The 20,210-nt window shown below is 52.6% G+C and carries 18 protein-coding genes; 11 read left to right on the forward strand and 7 right to left on the reverse strand.

All coding sequences use genetic code 11. The features are described 5' to 3' along the window. Positions 1-220 precede the first annotated feature (220 nt). Together VVR27_RS09895 and fdxA are read left to right on the forward strand one after the other, a co-directional pair. Positions 221-1,534, forward strand: a complete 1,314-nt coding sequence (locus tag VVR27_RS09895) for a PIG-L family deacetylase (protein WP_368548189.1) — start codon at positions 221-223, stop codon at positions 1,532-1,534. A gap of 140 nt (positions 1,535-1,674) precedes the next feature. Further along, positions 1,675-1,998, forward strand: coding sequence for a ferredoxin (gene fdxA / locus VVR27_RS09900; RefSeq protein ID WP_237202136.1), 324 nt, complete (start codon positions 1,675-1,677; stop codon positions 1,996-1,998). 357 nt (positions 1,999-2,355) lie between these two features. Here fdxA and VVR27_RS09905 read toward each other — a convergent pair whose 3' ends face one another. Further along, complete coding sequence (locus VVR27_RS09905) at positions 2,356-2,784, reverse strand: hypothetical protein (protein ID WP_237202135.1); 429 nt, start codon at positions 2,782-2,784, stop codon at positions 2,356-2,358. A 26-nt stretch (positions 2,785-2,810) separates the two neighbouring features. Between VVR27_RS09905 and VVR27_RS09910 the strand changes: the two genes are divergently transcribed. The 6 genes from VVR27_RS09910 to VVR27_RS09935 all read left to right on the forward strand — a co-directional run bounded on the left by VVR27_RS09910 (position 2,811) and on the right by VVR27_RS09935 (position 11,673). After that, positions 2,811-3,425: a hypothetical protein gene (locus tag VVR27_RS09910; protein ID WP_368548191.1), complete on the forward strand. Its 615-nt coding sequence runs from the start codon at positions 2,811-2,813 to the stop codon at positions 3,423-3,425. A gap of 338 nt (positions 3,426-3,763) precedes the next feature. After that, positions 3,764-4,897 (forward strand): succinyldiaminopimelate transaminase, encoded by a 1,134-nt coding sequence (dapC, locus tag VVR27_RS09915; RefSeq protein ID WP_368548192.1) that lies wholly within the window; start codon positions 3,764-3,766, stop codon positions 4,895-4,897. A 209-nt stretch (positions 4,898-5,106) separates the two neighbouring features. Beyond that, positions 5,107-6,387: a citrate synthase gene (locus VVR27_RS09920; protein WP_368548194.1), complete on the forward strand. Its 1,281-nt coding sequence runs from the start codon at positions 5,107-5,109 to the stop codon at positions 6,385-6,387. Between the two features lie 686 nt (positions 6,388-7,073). Then, positions 7,074-7,700 carry an S-layer homology domain-containing protein gene (locus VVR27_RS09925; protein ID WP_368548196.1) on the forward strand — a complete coding sequence of 209 codons (627 nt, stop codon included), beginning with the start codon at positions 7,074-7,076 and terminating at the stop codon, positions 7,698-7,700. A gap of 73 nt (positions 7,701-7,773) precedes the next feature. Further along, positions 7,774-11,130: an RHS repeat domain-containing protein gene (locus tag VVR27_RS09930; protein WP_368548198.1), complete on the forward strand. Its 3,357-nt coding sequence runs from the start codon at positions 7,774-7,776 to the stop codon at positions 11,128-11,130. A gap of 255 nt (positions 11,131-11,385) precedes the next feature. Then, complete coding sequence (locus VVR27_RS09935; protein ID WP_368548200.1) at positions 11,386-11,673, forward strand: hypothetical protein; 288 nt, start codon at positions 11,386-11,388, stop codon at positions 11,671-11,673. A 309-nt stretch (positions 11,674-11,982) separates the two neighbouring features. Here VVR27_RS09935 and VVR27_RS09940 read toward each other — a convergent pair whose 3' ends face one another. The 3 genes from VVR27_RS09940 to VVR27_RS11585 are packed head-to-tail and all read right to left on the reverse strand — an operon-like array spanning position 11,983 to position 13,423. Beyond that, positions 11,983-12,207, reverse strand: coding sequence for a transposase family protein (locus VVR27_RS09940; protein ID WP_368548214.1), 225 nt, complete (start codon positions 12,205-12,207; stop codon positions 11,983-11,985). Between the two features lie 47 nt (positions 12,208-12,254). Then, entirely contained in the window at positions 12,255-13,154 is a 900-nt protein-coding gene (locus VVR27_RS09945) for an IS3 family transposase (protein ID WP_409349950.1), read from the reverse strand. Then, positions 13,151-13,423 carry a transposase gene (locus VVR27_RS11585; protein ID WP_409349951.1) on the reverse strand — a complete coding sequence of 91 codons (273 nt, stop codon included), beginning with the start codon at positions 13,421-13,423 and terminating at the stop codon, positions 13,151-13,153. Before VVR27_RS11585 ends, VVR27_RS09945 begins: the two co-directional genes overlap by 4 nt. Positions 13,424-13,575: 152 nt before the next feature. On the opposite strand from VVR27_RS11585, the gene VVR27_RS09950 reads away from it, so the two are divergent. Further along, entirely contained in the window at positions 13,576-14,136 is a 561-nt protein-coding gene (locus tag VVR27_RS09950) for a hypothetical protein (RefSeq protein ID WP_368548204.1), read from the forward strand. A gap of 12 nt (positions 14,137-14,148) precedes the next feature. Next, the gene (locus tag VVR27_RS09955) at positions 14,149-14,436 is read left to right on the forward strand and encodes a hypothetical protein (protein WP_368548206.1); all 288 of its coding nucleotides are present in this window, start codon (positions 14,149-14,151) and stop codon (positions 14,434-14,436) included. A gap of 75 nt (positions 14,437-14,511) precedes the next feature. On the opposite strand, the gene galE is transcribed toward VVR27_RS09955, so the two are convergent. The 3 genes from galE to dapD form a co-directional block, all read right to left on the reverse strand. Then, positions 14,512-15,525, reverse strand: coding sequence for a UDP-glucose 4-epimerase GalE (gene galE / locus VVR27_RS09960; protein ID WP_368548208.1), 1,014 nt, complete (start codon positions 15,523-15,525; stop codon positions 14,512-14,514). Positions 15,526-15,723: 198 nt separating this feature from the next. Next, on the reverse strand, positions 15,724-17,823 hold the full coding sequence (locus VVR27_RS09965) for a 5'-nucleotidase C-terminal domain-containing protein (RefSeq protein ID WP_368548210.1): 2,100 nt from the start codon (positions 17,821-17,823) through the stop codon (positions 15,724-15,726). Positions 17,824-17,964: 141 nt separating this feature from the next. Next, a complete protein-coding gene (gene dapD, locus VVR27_RS09970) occupies positions 17,965-18,921 on the reverse strand; it encodes a 2,3,4,5-tetrahydropyridine-2,6-dicarboxylate N-succinyltransferase (protein WP_409349952.1) in 957 nt (318 codons plus the stop codon). A gap of 58 nt (positions 18,922-18,979) precedes the next feature. Here dapD and dapE point away from each other — a divergent pair, with 58 nt between their 5' ends. Next, positions 18,980-20,119, forward strand: coding sequence for a succinyl-diaminopimelate desuccinylase (gene dapE, locus VVR27_RS09975; RefSeq protein ID WP_368548211.1), 1,140 nt, complete (start codon positions 18,980-18,982; stop codon positions 20,117-20,119). Positions 20,120-20,210: the final 91 nt, after the last annotated feature.

Here is a 20,210-nt window from a genome sequence, read left to right on the forward strand (position 1 = left end):
TTGACATGATTATTACCCATTATTCATTGTACTCAGAGACTATTCCTGGGAGTTATTGTCTCAAAAAAAGAAAAATAATTTAGAGGTGTAATACCTTATTGGGTAAAAAATACATAGATTTTAAGTTAGTTACCTACCGGATTTAGCTCTACGATGTGGCTATCTGTTCTGTACTTTCACTGGTCAACCTCATACCGCTGCACCCTGTACTCTTAAGGCTATGACTTCTGAATCTACTCCCTATTACCCTAAGCCGGGCGAGCACATAGCTAAGAATGCAGTGTTTTCTCTTCTGCCTCACGGTTTAGAGATGAGTCAGGCCAGGATTTTGTTTGTGCACGCCCACCCCGATGACGAGTCATCATCGACAGGCGCCACCATGGGTGCCCTGGCTAAGGCTGGCGCCCAAGTGCACCTCTTGACCATGACCCGCGGGGAAATGGGGGAGGTTATCGACCGTTCCCTCGCCCACCTAGAAGCTGAGAACCCCGCGAACACTGATGGGGGAGTAGCTCTGGGCAAACTGCGCACCGCTGAGCTGAACCAAGCGTTAGCCGCTCTGGGCGTGAAACACCATACCTTTCTAGGGGAGGGGCCAGCCAGGGCCGCCCAGGCCCCTGCCCTCTATCGTGACTCTGGCATGACCTGGGGTGAGGACGGCCGAGCTACTGCCAACGCCCTCGCTGCACCCGACTGCCTGACTCGCACTCCCCTAGAGCCCCAAGCTGAGGCTATTGCCGCCCTCATAAAGCAGGTTCGCCCCGACGTCCTGGTGACCTATGATGCGGACGGCGGCTACGGGCACCCCGACCACAAGCGCACCTATGAAGCAACACAGGCTGCTGTTGAGCTGCTTAAAGGTTCGGATGCCGCACCAACCCTTTTCTGGGGTATCGAGGGCGACGCTGATGCAACAGATACCCGGCAGCAGGCTGTTATCAACGGGGATTTGGCGCGTAAGCGCGAAGCTATGGCAGCGCATGTCACCCAGATCACTATTACCGGGGATACCACCTTCGAATACTCGAACGGGGTGCCTCAACCCATTTCAGCCGTCGAAACCTACCGGCTTCTTGGCAATGAAATTAGGGGAGCTAAACTGGCGCCCCTCACCGAAGACCAGAACGTAGCTGAGACCGAAGAAGAGCCTCCCGGGGCTATCAATAGCCTCATTACCTCCATAGCCCTTGGCTTGCTAGCGGGTTTCTCAGGAACCATTTATCACTCATGGATCTGGTACATCAACCAAGATTTCTGGGTGCCTTGGGGTGCTCTGCTGGGCTGTCTCACCGTTTTCTTCGCTGCAACCTGGGCTACTATTCATACCGGCAAAAACTGGGCCGCTGCACTGGTTGGCTTCACCGCCTTCACCCTCATCAGCATCTTTGCCTACGCCAAGGGCAACTCTATGCTGGTCTACATCAACCCCATCAACCCACCGGGTATAGCTGGCACACTCTGGGCACTAGGTTCCCTGGTCGCGGCTACGCTGTCGCTTATCGCCACCACCCGCTACCGCCTCAAACGTGGATAAAGCTAGCGGCTAAGGTTACAGATCTAGACTGTTCTCTAGCCCACAAAAATAAGCCCCATGTGCGTGCACCCTATAAACTAGAGCACGAACCAAAACCTACCCAGCGCACCGGCGCCCACCCGCGCCCCAGAAAGGCAGAGATGACCTACGTTATCGCCCAGCCCTGCGTCGACGTCAAAGACCGTGCATGCGTCGAAGAATGCCCCGTCGACTGCATCTACGAAGGCGAACGCTCCCTCTACATCCACCCCGATGAATGTGTTGACTGTGGCGCCTGCGAACCCGTCTGCCCCGTAGAAGCCATTTACTACGAGGACGATGTCCCCGAAGAGTGGGAAGACTACACCGCAGCTAACGCTGACTTCTTTGATGACCTGGGCTCGCCCGGTGGCGCTGCCCGTCTGGGTCTCATCGAAAAGGACGTCCCTTTCATCGCAGCCCTGCCTCCGCAGAACCAGGACTAAACAGCTTCCACCCCCTCTCCTCCCTAACTAAGGCGAGGAGAGGGGGTTTGTTTTTAAGCCCGGAATGGCCTGGTCGGGGTTGAACCAATGGTGAAGTTAAGGGCTTCGCAAGCTCAAGCGCATCATTTGAGTATACTCAAGACGTACGCGAGTCAGAACGGAACCATGATTACAGAGCTGGTGAGCGAGTGTATCGATAATCTATAAATATGTAAAGCCATCTAACTTTATATACAGATAGGTGACTCATCGAATAGCTTTAGAGGTGCCTACCTCTGTGTTTGTGTGATGGGATGAGGGCTCATGCATCGGTTTGATGGTAAAAGCTGTTTCTGAAGGTGTCAGTATTTTTTGAGTTTAACTGTAAAAATTCTCAGACTGCACAAGCTGTCCATGTAGGTTGGTTGAAATTACTTTGCTTTCCCACTGTTTAGTAGGGCCAGCCTCAAATTTCTCTGTTCTAAGCGTCAACAGCCTATCCTCCAGGCCTGGAGGATAGGGTGGAATTTCTTCCGGCGGGCAGCTCCATAGGAGTATGCCATCTTTGGTAGATGAAAAATTGCTGGGCTCCACCACCTCATAATAGAGGGTCTTCATCTGGTTGCAAGTGGAGCGATAGGGGATTCGGATGGCCAGAAGGTCCTGTCCATGGTTTTTTTTCTTAAGGATGACAGTAAAAAATGTGTCATAAACTACAAATAGGTAAATTTTGTGGTTAAACTCCTCTAAAGGGATGTATCCCTCCTGGGCAACAAAGCATTGTATGCAGGCTAGGCGATTTTTCATTCTTCGGCAACTCCTGGAGGTCTATCATGAAGCACAAATTATACCGTGGGTTTATCTCGATTATAACCATAGGAATCTTAGCTTTTTCCCCGGTTTCAGCGCAGGCAGCTGGAGGATACAATGTAGGGGAAATCCTTGACACTGTGAAAAATCCTAATGCTCCGGGAGAATTTCCTATTCGACGCGGATTCTTTGATGGTGAGCAGGGTTTCGGCTATGACAAGGCATATCATAAACACGGCTTGAGAAACATTGAAGCTATCAAGAAAGTTGGAAGGTCTCCCTTAAGCAGCTGGGAGGGTAATTCTCTTGTTGCCAGAGCATATGCCGGTACGTATACCTGCGGCTGGTGGGGGCGATGTACTCTACAGGATGAACGAGAGATAAGAGTTGTTTTTACTGTAGATGCTCAGTATGGAGATATGAAATTTGACTCTCAGCTTGGGCTGCTCACAGCATACTGCAAAAACCCCGATAACGCGCCTCTTTGCCCTGACTGGGTGGAATCTTCGATTTTATATCCTGAAACCAATATTCTTTACGGTCAAGTACCCAACGATGTTTTCTCTAATTCATATAAAGAAGGTAGCAAGGTAGAGGTTTTCTCGTATGAGCAGCTACCTGAAATCATCGGTAAATAATTACATTTCATCCATTGAGGCTTATTCAAAAGGTATCAAAACCGCGGATGGGCGCAGTAGCGGCAAGTTAATCCTCTCAACTGGTTCGCTGTCGCTCACAAGGTGATTTACACCAGTCCCGAGCCAGATTGGCCACTTACTGCGTCCATCCGTTTCACCCTTTTGAATAAGCCTCATTTACTTTGACTTCGCAGGTAAACCTTGGCTTGCCGGCCCGGTGCTTATCAGCGGGTCTAAGCTAAGCAACCTTGCCAGCATTCGAGCGGGTACCAGCAGCGCTGCGGCGTCCTTGCGTAGACTAGAGGCAGAACAGAACTCAGCCTAGTGAAGGAAAACCTATGAGCGCCTTTGGCCTTTCTCTGCCCGACTACCCCTGGGACACCATGGCTCCTTACTTGGAAACAGCCAAGGCGCACCCGGATGGGCTGGTGAACCTTTCCATCGGTACGCCGGTTGACCCGACCCCTGATGTCATCCGTCAGGCTCTCGCTGATGCCACTGACGCTCACGGTTACCCTACGACGCACGGCAACGTTCAGGTGCGTCAAGCAATCGTGGACTGGTTTGACCGCCGCCGCGAAGTGCCGGGTTTGAGCGTTGAGCAGGTTATGCCGACCATCGGTTCTAAGGAACTGGTCGCCTGGCTGCCCTTCCTCCTGGGGCTGGGAGAGGGAGATGTGATGGTGCGCCCCACCGTTGCTTACCCCACCTATGACATTGGTGCTCAGCTGGCTGGGGCTACTGCTGTTGCAGCTGATTCTCTCGATGAGCTGGACGCCGATACCCGCGCCCGGGTGCGTCTGGTCTGGGTTAATTCCCCCGCCAACCCTACCGGTATCGTCCGTGGTGTTGATGAGCTGAAGAAGCTGGTTGATGATGCCCGGAGCCTCGGCGCTGTGGTCGCCTCTGATGAGTGCTACGCAGAGCTGGGCTGGGGGGAGTGGGATACCCAGCACGGTGGAAAGCTGGTGCCTTCCATCCTTGATCCCCGGGTGTGCGGCGAGAGCCAGCACCTGGTCTTCTCGGTCTACTCCCTTTCAAAGCAGTCTAACTTCGCTGGCTACCGAGGTGCCTTCATCGCCGGGGACGCAGAGCTCATGCCCAACCTCATTAATTCTCGTAAGCACGCAGGCATGATTGTGCCTGCCCCCGTGCAGGCAGCCATGGCAGCTGCGCTCAATGACGATGCTCATGTGGAGGCGCAGAAGGATCTCTACCGTGCCCGCCGTGACCTACTGCTACCAGCGGTGCAAAAGTTTGGGCTGACCGTTGAAAACTCTGAAGCCGGCCTCTACCTCTGGGCGACTGCTGGTGAGGACACCTGGACGACCGTCCAACGCTTTGCTGAGCTGGGCATTCTCATTGGTCCAGGGGTTTTCTACGGTGAAGCAGGTGAGGGGTATGTGCGCCTGGCACTGACCGGTTCTGACTCAGATATTGAGAAGGCAGCAGCTCGTCTAAAAGCTGCATAAACAGCGGTATTACAGGTCTTATTAGGGCGTAATCTTTTGCCCTGCCCGTCCCCTGAATGTGACCTCACCCATGGTTCTGTTGTAATGTGAACCATAGATGACATGCGTACGCGTGCGGTGTGGCCCTCAACGGTTGAAGGCCACGCCGCTATCTATGAAATCCTCTCTAGCGATTCGTGTACGTTTGACCTCACACACCAGGAGGAACAATGACTGAAAACAACGCGACCCTCAGCTATCAGGGCAAGGAACTGCCGCTGCCTGCTGTGGAAGCAACCGAAGGTAACGGTGCCTTCGAAGTAGCTGGAATGCTTAAAGAGACTGGCAAGGTAGCCTACGACCCCGGCTTCATGAACACTGCAAACGCAAAATCAGCAGTGACCTACATTGACGGCGACGCCGGCATCTTACGTTATCGCGGCTACCCCATTGAGGAGCTAGCCGAGAAATCAAGCTTTATCGAAACCGCTTACCTGCTGATCTATGGGGAGCTCCCCACCGCCAATCAGCTGGAAGAGTTTGACCTGATGATCCGCCGCCACACCATGGTGCATGAGGATTTCAAGACCTTCTTCAACGGCTTCCCCCGTGATGCCCACCCCATGGCTGTGCTGGCGTCCAGCGTTTCAGCTATGTCTACCTTCTACGCAGATTCACTGGATCCTTTTGATCCGCGCCAGGTAGAGATTTCTACCTTCCGTCTGCTTTCCAAGGTTCCCACCCTGGCCGCTTATGCTTACAAGAAGTCCAAGGGCGAGCCCCTGATTTACCCCCGCAATGAGCTCAACTACTCAGAGAACTTCTTGCGCATGTGCTTCGGTTTCCCCACCGAAGAATACGAAGTTAACCCCGTGCATGCTAAGGCTCTTGACCTTCTGCTGCTCTTGCACGCAGACCACGAACAGAACTGTTCAACCTCCACGGTGCGCCTGGTAGGTTCAGCTAACGCCAACATGTTTGCCTCCGTTTCCGCCGGCATCAACGCTCTCTACGGCCCCCTGCACGGCGGTGCCAACGAAGCTGTGCTGAAGATGCTGACTCAGATCCAGAAGGAGGGCATCAGCCCCGAGGACTTCATGGAGAAGGTCAAGCGCAAGGAAGACGGCGTGCGCCTCATGGGCTTCGGTCACCGCGTCTACAAGAACTACGACCCCCGTGCCCGCCTTATCAAGAAAACCGCTGACGAGGTGCTTGAAAACATGGGTGGTAACAACGAGCTGTTGGATATCGCTAAGCGCCTTGAAGAGAAGGCACTGAACGATGATTACTTCATCGAGCGTAAGCTCTACCCCAACGTAGATTTCTACACTGGCATGATTTACAAGGCGATGGGCTTCCCCGAGAAGATGTTCACCGTACTATTCGCACTTGGCCGTATGCCGGGCTGGATCGCCCAGTGGACCGAAGGTGTGCAGGACCCCGATCGTAAGATTGGACGCCCCCGCCAGGTTTACATCGGCCAGAACGAGCGCCACTACCCCGGACTGTAGACGGTCAGGATGATGTAGACAACAGAGCACCCTGTCAGCCTCACTCACGAGTGGCGGGGTGCTGTGCTTTAAGGGAAAGTTAGGTGAAGAAGATGGACAACAGGCAGATAGTTGCAAACGGCTCCTGGAAGGCTTTCACATCATCCGTATGGCCTTACTTCCACTGGTTCGCCCTCATTGCGGCCTTGGTTTCCATTGTTATCTATAGCCTAAAAATGCATAGAACCCTAGTTACTCAAGGTTGTTCAGGGACAACTATATAACGTCGGTAACTGGGTTATCTGTAGCGGTTTGAACAAAGTAACCCATGATTTGCGGTCAGAGACCCCACTTGTCTTCTAATTTGATTTACTGAGCTAAGTGGCAACCGTAAATTTGCCACTAAGAGGCATCACCGGCTTTGGATTAGGGCGGTCAAGGGTGAAAATTCTCGCCAACAACTACAGTCGGTTATTCGGTGGATTTTTACGTCGGGGTGGACGAAATAAATGGTTTTAGTTGCTTTACGAATTCATCTTTTGGCCCTTGCTACGCACGGTGCTGGATGCTGTTTGCGCTGACCAGAAGCATAATTTCGTAAAATACCACTTAAATATGATAGTTAGCTGTGTCGCTGCTGGAAAATTCATCGAGAAGAGTACTCTAGAAGGTGTTGTACCCCACAACAATATTCAGAGGGGGCTTCTATGCTCACCCGCAGAACCGTCCTCGCTGCAACCCCACTTGCAGCACTCGGTCTAGCACTAACACCATCACCCGTACAGGCAGCCACTTACAGCGATGTAACACCTCAAGGCTTGTTCTACAGAGAAATGACCTGGGCCATCAACAAAGGCCTCCTGCCGGGCTACCCCGATGGAACCTTCCGCCCAGCAGAAGGCATAGACAGAAAAACCTTTGCCCGCATGATTTATATCTACCGTGGCAAACCTGCCTACACCCCACCCACAAAATCATTTTTCACCGATGTGCCCACCACCCATCCTTACTACAAGGAAATCAACTGGCTGGTAACCCAAGGTGTGACAGCAGGGTACGAAGATAAAACCTTCCGTCCCGATGCCATCGTAGAACGGCACATCATAGCGCCTTTCCTTTACAGAATGGCCGGGGAACCCAACTACGTTCCGCCCGTCAAGTCATTCTTCGCAGATACCCCGCCAACCACCCCCTTCTACAAAGAAATTAGTTGGCTTTACAGCATGAAAATTACGACCGGCTGGTCTGATGGAACTTACAGACCGTATTTCATGACTGAACGCTACGCTGTTTGCGCTTTCCTCTATCGCTACGACTCGATTTTTGGATACTAAGATGAAAACACTAACACGCTCTAAAGGGCTCGCCGTTCTGGTATCACTAGGTGTTCTATGTAGCCCCTTAACCATGGCACCAGCTCTAGCAGCAGACCTACCGGCCTCCACTCAGGCAAAAGAAAATTCCCTCACAGGTAGTCGCACTTCAGCCACTACCCTAAATATCCCCATGGGGGCCGGTGTTAGCGGAAAACTAGATGTTGGTACCGGAAACCTACAGACCACGATGAGTGTCAATGGGGTGAGCTTCTCCCATAATTCTCTCACCCCCGTCACCACAGGTACTGGAACCCGCAATAGCTGGCGCATAGCAGCGATAGGAGCTGGAAACCTTTTCGCTGAAAACGCTAACGTGGTGTTCGTAAACTCAAGCGGTGAACGCATTGTATTTAAACCTAACGCTGCTACCCCAGGAATATACGCCAGCCCCGCTGGTAAAAGGTACACCCTGAGCAAAACAGCCGATGGATACCGCCTGGTCACCTGGGATTCCTCATCGACCACATTTTTCAGCCTCAATGGCTACCCACAAAAAGTCGTTGACCGCAATGGGAACGAAACCAAAGTAACCAGCGCTAACGGGCTGCCATCCCAGCTGACTGGTTGGCAAGGTCCAGCAGCAGCCAAAAATTCCTTCATGCTCCCTGGAACCACCACCGACACGATTGGATCAGGAGCCACCAAAGATGCCTTACGTCTCTCCTGGAAACTTGATAGCGCTAAGGGCAAGTATGTCGCTCTGACCAACCCTAGAGGACTAAAAACCACCATCGCCTACGACTCCGCAGGGCGCATCTCGAAGGTATCCACTGCCGGTGGAGGCTACACCAGCATCACCTATGATGCTAAGAACCGAGTAATCAAAGTTGCTACCCCAGGAACAGCTGAAGCCCCCAAGGTGGAAGCTATTACCCGCTTTGACTACACTGACGGTACTAAAACACTAGTTGCTGGCGCTAACACTGATCCTGGTGTTGCAGTAGCTAATGTTCCGCATACCACCTACAACCTCACTCCTGCTGGTCAGATTATCGCTTCATCGGTTGATGCCGATGGCCGGTCACAGTCAGCGACCTATACTCCTCAGCTGAACATTGGCTCGTATACCTCCGGGCTAGGTGCTACAGCTGGAACTGAGAACTATAGCTACGGAGCCAATAACAGCAACTCCCTGACCTCTTCTACAGGAGCTAATGGGGAGAAGAATAGTTTTGACTACGCTAATCAGACGGATAACACCAAGTATTCACCATCTTCATCTACCGATGCCCGTGGTAATAAGAGTGTTTATAGCTACGCGGCATCTGGTGCCCTTGCAAAATCCACTAATGCGCTAGCTGCTACAGCTGAAGTGGGATACAACCCCAACGGAACCCCTGCTTATGCAACGGCACCTGGCAATGTAGGTAACCCCACCAAATACTTTTACAATACCGAGAGCCTGCTGAGTAAAGTAACCCCGGCTGCCGGAGGGTCAATAGCAGCAGAATCCTACATTTATGATGATTTAGGGCGACTAACGACCAAAACTACCGGTCGTGGCGGCAGCATTAGATACACCTATGAAGGAAACACTTCACTGGTGACTAAAGTAGCCTCCTACCCCAAGGGCTCAACCACCCCTGATGCTTCACAGGAGACCACTTACGACGCTCTAGGGCGTACTACATCAGTGGCCAGCTGGTCTAAGGGAACCTTGACCCAGAAAACCAGCTTTACTTACAGCACCCGTGGTGAAGTTACCTCCCAGGTTGTATGGCAGGCAGCTATCGGTGGGGAAAAAGAACTCACTACCACTATTGCCTATAAGTATGACCGTGAAGGCAAGCTGATTTCTAAGAGTTTGGATGGTCTGCAGAACAACTATAACTACACCCCTGGTGGGACTCTCGATAGTGTTGATTACACCGAGGCAGGGGTCAAGAAGACCATTAAGTTTGCCACTGATGATCGCGGACGTAGAACAGATACTTGGTACGGGGCAGACGCTAATACAGGTGCTCAGAATTGGGAAGTTTGGAAGCATTCTGACTATGACCGGTCAGGTAATCTAATTGGCGAAAAGGTGCAGAAAGCTAAGAATGCTCCGGTAACCCCACAGAACCCTGATGGTGCTATTACCCTGAGTGAAAAGAAGTACTGCTACGTTCCGGGAGTAGATCCTCGGTCCTGTCCGGTTGACTCGACTAGTGCTGTCGATAAGATTCAGGCTATGTATACTGCTAATCCTGTAGCTGGTAGCGAGCTGATTACTTCTTACACGTACGATAGAGCAGGGCGTCTCCTGACCGTTGATACTCCTGGTAGCCCTGAAGGTAAGTACGAGTTTTCTTATGATGCTCGGGGTAACAAGATTAAGACTGTCCAAACCACTGGTGCGGGTGAAGTGATCACTGAAGGTGATACGTTCAATTCGCAAAACCAGGTCACTAGTGATAACTGGAAGTATGATGCTGATGGTAACCTCGTTTCTTCAGACCAGTCTGATCTTACGTACAACACGGTCAACCAGAACGTTACCTCTACTCTGAAAGATGGCTCCAACACAACGACTAATACGTTTGCTGGTATGACGCAGAAGCAGCTGATTGCCCAGCAGTCTTCTAAAGATGGAACCTTTGTCTACACTCATGGTTTGAATGACCGATATGGCAACCCCATGATTGAGAAAATCCGTCACGGTGGGTCAACGGCCTTTGTGGAGCACGACCCGGTCACGGGTAACCCTTTGTTCTTGCGTGATATTGATAAGAAGAGTGTTCATATGTATATCTCTGATCCGGTGGATTCTGATATCCGCTTGGTGAAGGATGATGGGGCTACCTCGACTTATAAGGAATTTGATCCTTATGGTGCTCGTGATGAGAAGGTCACGGTTGTTCCGAGGGATGTGTTTGATCCTTTCCGTTATCGTTTTGGTTTGGTTGACCGTGGTGGTACGGGGCGTTATTTGTTTGGTGTTCGGTTTTATGATCCGAATCAGGGGGTTTGGACTCAGCAGGATTCTTTGGATGCGCCGTTGGATCATAATAATGCTAATCGTTATGCGTACGCGGGTTCTGACCCGGTAAATAACTTTGATCCCACCGGCCGTGCATGGCAGGGTGGCGCTAGCTTCTGCTTCTTCGCTTGCTTCAGTATCGGAGCTACCTGGAGCGACGATACAGATGTTAAAAATTGGAATGTTGGATTTGGTATTGGCCCCAGAGCATCAGTTGAAGGTTATATGGGGCATACCGGAGCAGAACCATCAAACGAAGAGTCGCTTGGGACATCTGGTACATGCGGTGGAGCTTTAGGTTTTGGAGCCAACGGTGGAATATTTATTGATGCGATGAATCAGAAAGCTGATGGCCAAGCTAATTTAACCACAGGTGCTGGACTTGGTTGTTCGGCAATAGTAACAATAGGGATGCCACTCGAATAATGAATTATGTTTTTTTATCATTTTCTATCATTGCATTTTTAGTCTCGATAGTGCAAATTTATTTTATTAATAAGTATGGAATAGATGAAGATGTGCCATACTCGCCATTTTCTACCCCATTAGGGACCACTAGAGTGGCACAGATTGCTAATAAAGTTGGATTCCCCCTTGTTGGGGCAATAATTGCATTTATCTTATTCTTATTTGCCTAGTAGACTATTCCTATTAAGCAAAATATTTCCCAGCACACCTTGGGTGCTGGGAAATATTTTTATCACAAATGAGTGTGATAATATTTTTAAATTGTGTAAAGAAATTTTTTTCATTCCCGTGGTATCACTATGTGGTGGACTTATTGGCCTTATTTTGATTGGTAAAAACGGCTTCATGGGTGTGGCTGGGGTATGTATGTTCTTAATCGCGCTAGTGTTGACTGTTATTAACTATCTAGATATTTCAGGTATAGAACGATTGACAGGTTTTAGTCATTATTTTGTAGTAAAATTATTTATATTTGATCCCAACAAAACGCTGGGGTTCTGATTCATATACTCCGAAAAATACCTGCCGTCCTCTAATGGTGCTAATTTGTGCTGGCTCATCTCTATACGTAATCTCATGCGGTTAAAAATATATTTGGGCATATGTCTCAATGCTCAGGATTTGTGTGAAAAAACTTTGTAACATTAGGGACTGTAAAAATAGCGTTGGAATTCTTAAGTTTAATGCCTGAGGGCTAGGCGTGTTTTAAAATATTTTATGCTGCTTATAAGTCTTCCATTGATTAATGAACAAACTAAAATAATTTCATGCTCACTTTCCATCTGCCAGCTTCTGCAACTGCATTGAGGGTTATTCAAAATTCCCTCCAGCCGCATAAAACACCAAACCCCGCACCACCGAAAACACCCTCCCATACGACCCCAACGGCCGCCGAAAACCAGTATGCAACACCCGCCAACACTTGATGTGAGCAATAACCCGTTCCACCACCGACCGCAACCGGTTCAACACACGATTATTCTGCTTATATTGGGCGCTGAGCTTTTGCCCTGACTGATATGTACGGGGTGATATGTACTGGGTTCAGGTCACACCAACCACCCCTAATAAAATCACAAAAATCACACAAGAATCAAAGCATCAGAAAACACCTCCTCCGGCGTCCGATACCCAAGACCCTCATGCAACCGGCGCCCATTCCACCAAGCAACCCAAGACGCAGTCTCAACCTCCAACCGACCCACAGAATCAAAAAGACAACCCTTCACCAACTCAGCCTTATAAGCACCATTCACGCTCTCAGCCAGAGCATTATCGAAAGAATCCCCCGTAGAACCAACCGACAGCTGCACACCCAAGGCCTTCAGCTCATGTGTGTAATCCTCAGCCAGATACTGCGAACCCCTATCAGAATGATGCACGATTTCCGTGAAATCAGAACCATCCTTCCTCGCCTGGAACAAAGCCTGCTTCAGAGCCATCAGAGGCATCCCCAGAACATGCATTGTTGAAGAAACACCCCAACCCACAATCTTTCGTGAGAACACATCAGTAATGAAGGCCGTATAACAGAAACCGCTCATCGTACGAACATAGGTGAAATCAGCTACCCACAGCCTGTTCGGCGCATCGGCAGTAAAGTTACGGTTGACCAGGTCAGGCCGGTCATCCGGCGCCTTGGCCGGGCGGGTTGTGATGGGTTTACGGCCCCTGTGAGCCCCCTGGATACCAGCAGCTTTCATCAGCCGCCAGGTCTGCTCACGACCGATATCCCAGCCTTCCCGCCTCATGGCCTGCCACATTTTGCGCACCCCATAGACCGAGTAGTTCTCGGCATGAATACGCAGAAGTTCAGGGATGAGTAGCTGGTCTTTGAGGGCACGGGCTGAGGGGATACGTTTCTTAGCGCGGTAGTAGCCGCTAGGGCTGATGAACCCACCGTCAAGGTTCTTTGAGAGAACTTGGCAGATGGACTCGACCCCGAAGTGATCACGGTGGGTGTCGATGAAGCGGATCATCATCGGGCTGGTCGGTCGAGTTCGGCTGCGAAAAAAGCTGAGGCTGCTTTGAGAATTTCGTTTGCTCTGCGCAACTCGGCGTTTTCTCGTTTGAGTCGTCGGATTTCAGCGTTGATGTCGTTGGGGCTGGTGAATTCTTTGCCGGTGTTAAGGGCGGCTTTGTTACACCAGGTTTGTAGGGTGTTGTGGCCGATTCCGAGTTTGCTGGCGATGTCTTTGGTGGCTTGGGTTATGGAGGGCGCGTCGTGGTCTTGGAGTCTGGTGTTGACCATGCGGATGGCGCACCATCATTTGAGCGCTCCAAACGTTTACCTATTGAATTGGCGCAACCGATTAAAGCAACTCTTGAAAATTATATTCTATGACTGTAGTGTTACCTGCAACACATAAAATCTATGTGTTTTTGGAATGTTAGGTTGAAATCATGTATTCCCTCACAGGAAAAGTCGCCCCCCTCTCAATAGTTCTCACCGTTGTGTTTACTTTGATGCTGGCTTTTTCTTCCGCTCAACCTGTTAACGCCTACAGCAAGCCATCGAGTGATGAGCAACTTGTTGAGGAGCTTCTCCAGTATGCTCAGTTGGATGCTACAGGGAATATCCAGTACTTTGATATATCTGAAGCAGTCTCTGATAACGCGGACAGTGCAGTAATCGATGCAGCGAAAGTCTTTAATTCATCCACTTTTTCTGCAGACCAAGGCAGCAGTGTCTCTGGGGTAGTTTCTCCCCAGTGGGGAATTCCTGTTCACGGTAATTGGTGCGGCCCCGGGCATAGTGGCCCCGCTGCTCCAATTGACCTGTTAGATACGCGTTGTCAGACCCATGACCGATGCTATGCTACTCAAGGCTATTTCAATAAGGCCTGTGACCGGCAACTAGTAGCTTCGATTGCCCTTGATTTGTCGCAATCAAGATATTCTTGGTGGGTCGGTACCAAGGCACGGGCAATAATGGCTGTATTTGTACCTAATGGTTATCTGTAAGGGTGAATTAATATGATGACAAATACCCGATATATCGAAACACATCACGGTTGGCGGGTCTTTAGCTCATCCAAATGGGGTAGCTTTCACTTAGTAGCCCTGGTAGCAACGGCTCTTTCTCTAGGGCTAATAATTTATGGAGCTACGGCCGTTTCTGAGATATGGATGCTGGCACCTCTGCTGGGAATAATATTTATACCCCTGAGCGTCATCGCCCGCACCTGGGGTTGGATTGTGATCTTTGCCTTGATTTTCCTCTTCTTCCCCCTGGTCATACTTTTCCAGGGGGTGAACTGGTAAACAGGTGAAAGATCATAAATATAAAAAGGGGTGCTCCTTCCACACATGGAAAGAGCACCCTTTTTATGGAGTTGTTTAGGCTTCGTAACCGTTGGGGTTATTCTTCTGCCAGTTCCAGTGATCGCGCACCATGGTCTCGATGTCGCGGTGAGCGCTCCAGCCCAGGTCAGAGAGGGCAGCTGAGGGGTCAGCGTAGGAGACAGCGACGTCGCCGGGGCGGCGGTCCACCATCTTGTAGGGAAGCTCCTTGCCGGCAGCCTTCTCAAAGGCATGCAGAACTTCGAGAACCGAGTAGCCGTTGCCGGTACCCAGGTTCCAGGTGTGCAGGCCCTGGTGGCTGGTGATGTAGTCCAGCGCCTTGAGGTGGCCGTCGGCCAGGTCAGAGACGTGGATGTAGTCGCGCACGCCGGTGCCATCAACGGTGGGGTAGTCGTTACCGAAGACATTCAGGTGTTCGCGGCGGCCCACAGCTACCTGGGCGATGAAGGGCACCAGGTTGTTGGGGATACCTGCAGGGTCTTCACCAATGCGGCCGGACTCGTGTGCGCCTACAGGGTTGAAGTAGCGTAGCAGGGCGATGTTCCACTTGGAGTCTGATGCAGCGAGGTCGACCAGCATATCTTCGATGTGCTCTTTGGTGCGGCCGTAGCAGCTCTGAGCATCCATGTTGATTTTCTCGGTCAGCGGCATTGATTCAGGCTCACCGTAAACGGTTGCTGAGGATGAGAAGACGATGGAGGTGCAGCCAGCCTCTTCCATGGCGTAGAGCAGGTTGAGGGTACCGGTAACGTTGGTCTGGTAGTACCAGAGGGGCTTTTCAGCTGACTCGCCCACGGCCTTGAGACCCGCGAAGTGGATGACTGCATCTGGCTTGACCAGGTTGAAGAGCTGCTTCATCTCGGGCAGATCCAGCAGATCAACCTTGCGAAACTCTACGGTCTTTCCGGTCAGTTCTTCAACACGAGCCAGCGACTCCATGGAGGAGTTGGAGAGGTTGTCCATGACGGTGACCTCGTGCCCAGCGTTGAGCAGTTCAAGGACGGTGTGCGAGCCGATGTAGCCGGCGCCGCCGGTAACGAGAATTTTCACGTGTTCCCCTCAATAAGGTGTGGTTATTTGTGGTGTTTCTAGCTTAGCGGGTTAGCAGCACCAGGGCAGGGTTTGGCACACAGGTGTGGGCACATGCACGGACAGTGGCGCCCCGCCTATGACAGGTCCTTATCTGAACCTGTTATAGGCGGGGCGTCCTTATCGAGGGGGCTAATGCCCAGGTGCTTAAGCTAGCTTTTACAGCTTGCCCTTGCGGGTTGCCCGCATGGCGATACTTCCGACTACCAGTAGCAGAAGCGCTACAGCCAGCATGGTGAGCAGAGGTGCGCCCGTATGTGCCAAGGCGCGGTTGGGCTGTGAGCTCGCAGCAGCTTCTTGATTACCTGTAGTTTCACCTGCAGTTGCTACAGCAGTGGGAGTTTCCTCGCTGGGCGCAGAGGTTGGCTCATCGCTAGGTTCAACGCTGGGCTCTGCACTGGGGGAAGCAGTGGGTTCAGCTGATGCTGAAGGCTCGGGTGTCTGGCTGGGGGTGGGTACGGGGCCAACACTGTTATCTAGTGAGCTAGTACCGACCGTCCAGTTGAGAACGAAGAAGTCGGCCGGGTCAATGGTCTTGTTGGCTACCGCCCAGTCAATCATCAGATCACGCACGGCTTTCTGCTCTTCATAGACAATGGGAGCTGAGGTCACGTGTGGGTAACCCGAGCCACCGCTCCAGCGGTAGTTATTGAGTGCCAGAATGACCTTCTGATCATCAGCCAGGGCAGAGCCGTCAGCGAGTGTTAGGTTCTCAATGCGTTGGCCCACGGGCTGGGAGATATTGATGTGGTAGTTGACGCCAGAGAGCACATCGTAGGAGTAATCCGGGATGCCGCGGGTGGCGCCATCGTAGAGAGCATTGGTGACCGTTGACCAGTCCTCAATGACTGCTCCGGGCTCCTGCTGCTGGTAGTAGCGGGCCGAGTATTCCAGGTAATCCCTCAGCTGCGCTCCGGTCAGTTCAACCGCGTAGAGGGTGTTGTCATAGATATAGAGTGATGCCATATCCGCGATAGTCACAGGGCCCTGCTTGAAGACGGCAGTGCGTGAGAAGGGCGATGCCTCAGCAATCAGCGGGAGATCAGCGTAGGGGGTGCCTTCCAACGCGCGGGCTACCTCATCGGTCTGAACCCGGTTGATGAAGTCCAGCACAGCGGTGTCCTCCCAGGCAGATGTTGCAGCTGGCATATCTTCGGTAGCCTGGGCAACCACAGTCTGCACCCACTGGGTGGTTTCGGCATGGTAGGGCTCAATAGCAGCGCGGATACGCGGGTCGGCTGCGTAATTACCGGCTACCAACGGCGCAGCGGTAGGGCGCTCGTTCTCGTTCCACTTAACCTCAATGTCCCCATCAGCCTCTTTGACTAGGGGAAGGGTAACTTCAGAGAGGAAACGGGCCCAATAGCCCGGTTGAGTGAAGAGCACCTGCTCACCGTTCTTATTGGTGAAGTACTCCTGCACCTTATTGGTCACGTGCGAGTGACCTCCCACCACTACATCAACATCGGTGGACTGCTCAGCCACCGACTTAGCAATGTTCTCGTTGAGATCGGCAGGATTGTAGGTGTAGCCGGCAGCATCTAGTCCGGTATGAGCCAGTACGATGACCACATCAGCGCCAGCCTCCTTAACCTTGGGTGCCCACTCAGCGGCGGCAGCGGCGGCGTCCCTAAACTCGAGGTTGCCCTCAACGGTTGCTTTATCCCAGACCCTCACCCCCGGGGTTACTACACCGATCACGCCAACCTGAACGGTTTCACCACCCACGGTTTTATTGATAATGGTATAGGGCTCATAGGCGGGCTGGCCGGTGCGGGCATCAATAACATTGGCAGCCAGCAGAGGCATAGCAAGGCTGTCCTTATACTGGGCGGATGCCTGCAATCCGTAGTTGAATTCGTGGTTACCCACCACGCCCGCGTCATACCCCAGCAGGTTAAAGACCGACGCCATGGGGTCCACTGTGCTTGCCGAACGGTTCTTTTGGTAGTAGGTGGCCAGGGGATTGCCCTGGTTAGCGTCCCCATTATCGAGCAGAACGGTGGAGTCTTCACCCTTAGCACTGCGCGTCTGTTCAATGGCGGTTGCCAGGTGTTCCATACCCAGCGCCTTATCCCCGGTGCCGTAGGGTTCACCGGTGAAGTAGTCATAGTTCAGCTGCCGCCCGTGAATATCGGTGGTGGCAAGAACGGTGAGGTTACCTAAATCGGTGTCACCGTCATCCGCTACAGCAGCCGGTGCTAAAAACGCGGATGACACCAGGCCAAGGCCTGTCAATAGAGCGAGAGAACGCTTCATAAGAGAAGATCTTTCATCAGATAGTGTGTTGAATACCTGTGTGTGCGAGCTCTCTTCAGTTTAAAGGGCAAGAGCCCCGGCCTGCCACCCCATATACGAGGTTAAAAGTGCAGGTCAGGGCTCTTGGCCGGTTAGTGCGCTTTAGTTAGCGTGCAACTCTAAGTTCAGTTCAACCGTTTTACCCTCACGAGGAAGCGCCTCAATGGCACCGGTCACCGAGTTGCGGCGGAAAAGCAGATTATTAACACCCGATAGCTCGACAGCCTTGATGACCTGAGGCTCTGCGCCGGGGTTGAGCAAGGTGACGCGTGAACCTGCGGTCACATACAGACCGGCCTCAACGACGCAGTCATCGCCCAGAGCAATACCAATACCGGCCTCGGCGCCTAGCAAGGAGCGCTCGCCGATAGCAACGCGCTGGGTGCCACCACCTGAGAGAGTGCCCATGGTTGAAGCGCCACCACCGATGTCAGTGCCGTTGCCGATGACTACGCCCTGAGAAATACGGCCCTCCACCATGGATTCGCCCAGGGTACCGGCGTTAAAGTTCACGAAACCCTCGTGCATGACGGTGGTGCCGACTGCCAGGTGAGCACCGAGGCGCACACGGTCAGCATCACCGATACGAACGCCTGCGGGCACGACGTAATCAATCATGCGGGGGAACTTATCGACGTGGGTAACGATCAGGGCACCGCGGCGGCGCAGCTTCAGGGAGACCGTATTGAACTCGCTGGCCAAAACGGGTCCAAAATTGGTCCAGGCGACGTTAGCCAGCTTGCCGAAAAGACCCTCAAGGTTGATGGTGTTGGGTTCTACCAAAGTGTGAGATAGCAGGTGAAGGCGCAGATAGGCGTCCTCTGCGTTGGCGGGGGCGGCGTCCAAATCAATGGTGACGTCTACGATTTCACGCACCACGTTACGGTCTTCATCGGTCTCTACTAGGGCTTCAAGATCAGCGACCACGGACTGGTCGGAGGTCTGTGCGAGAAGGGGGGCGGGGTACCAGACATCTAGTACGGTGCCTTCGTGCTCGCCGCTTGCGATAATAGTTGCCAGGCCCAGGCCTGCTGCTGTGCGGGTCTTTTGTTCAGTCATAGATACCAGTTTACGAAATCAAGATGTACTGTGCAGTCTCTGCTTGTATGGTGGACGTATGACTGAACCCCGTGTTACCTCCCGTGACTTTGCCCGCTTTGGCCCGGCCACCCTTGACCTCACCCAGCCCGTGGAACAGCTAACCGCTGACCTGCTCGATATCTTCTCTGTATCTGGTGATGAAACGAGACTGGCAGATGCAGTGCAGATTGCCCTCGAAGGCATCGGCGGCCTAGAGATTACCCGTGATGGAGATTCCATCATTGCCCGTACCCATCTGGGAAGGAGCCAGCGCATTGTGCTGGCCGGTCATCTGGATACCGTTCCGTTGCCCCGCGCTGAGAGCTCTTTGGGCACGGTGCCTTCAGTATGGAGGGACGACGAGGGGGAGCGGGTGCTGTACGGACGCGGGGCGGTGGATATGAAGGGCGGGGTTGCCGTTCAGTTGGCGTTAGCTGCCCACCTGACTAACCCTGCCTACGACATCACCTACGTCTTTTATGACAACGAAGAAGTTGCTTCAGAACTCTCGGGTCTTGCCCGCCTCATGCGTAACCACGAGCAGCTATTGACCGACGCCGATTTCGCGGTACTCCTTGAACCTACCGATGGCGTTATCGAGGGTGGCTGTAACGGAACCATCCGTTTCTGGATTCATACTGAGGGGCTGGCTGCCCACTCGGGGCGTGCCTGGAAGGGGGAGAACGCCATTCACAAGATGGCGGATGTCCTGGACCGCTTGGCCGTCTACCAACCTCAGACCTACGAGGTGGAGGGGCTAGCTTATCGAGAAGGTCTCAACGCCGTGCAAATCTCTGGCGGTGTTGCCGGTAACGTCATCCCCGATACTGCTGGCGTCCACATCAATTACCGCTTTGCCCCTAACAAAACTCTGCGCCAGGCTCTCGACCATCTCCAAGAGATCTTTGAGGGCTACGAGCTAGATTTTGTCGATCAGTCCCCGGCTGCCCGCCCTGGCCTGGACGCACCCATGGCAGCGTCCCTGATTGCCTCGGTGGGTGGCGAACCCCAGCCCAAGTACGGCTGGACGGATGTTGCCCGCTTCAGTGAAATCGGTATCCCCGCGGTCAACTTTGGTCCGGGCGATGCCCTGCTGGCCCATACTGATAACGAGCATGTGAAAGCCCGTGAAGTCCAAGCCTGTTATCGGGCACTTGCTACCTGGCTGGCCGCCTAAGGCAGAGGCTGTAACCGGTTAAAGCCCAATCCATGAAAAGGTCGGCGGGCCCACCATCTGGGGGGCCCGCCGACCTTTTCATGGACCGGAA

This window comes from Rothia sp. LK2492 (assembly GCF_040946345.1).
GTDB lineage: Bacteria > Actinomycetota > Actinomycetes > Actinomycetales > Micrococcaceae > Rothia > Rothia endophytica.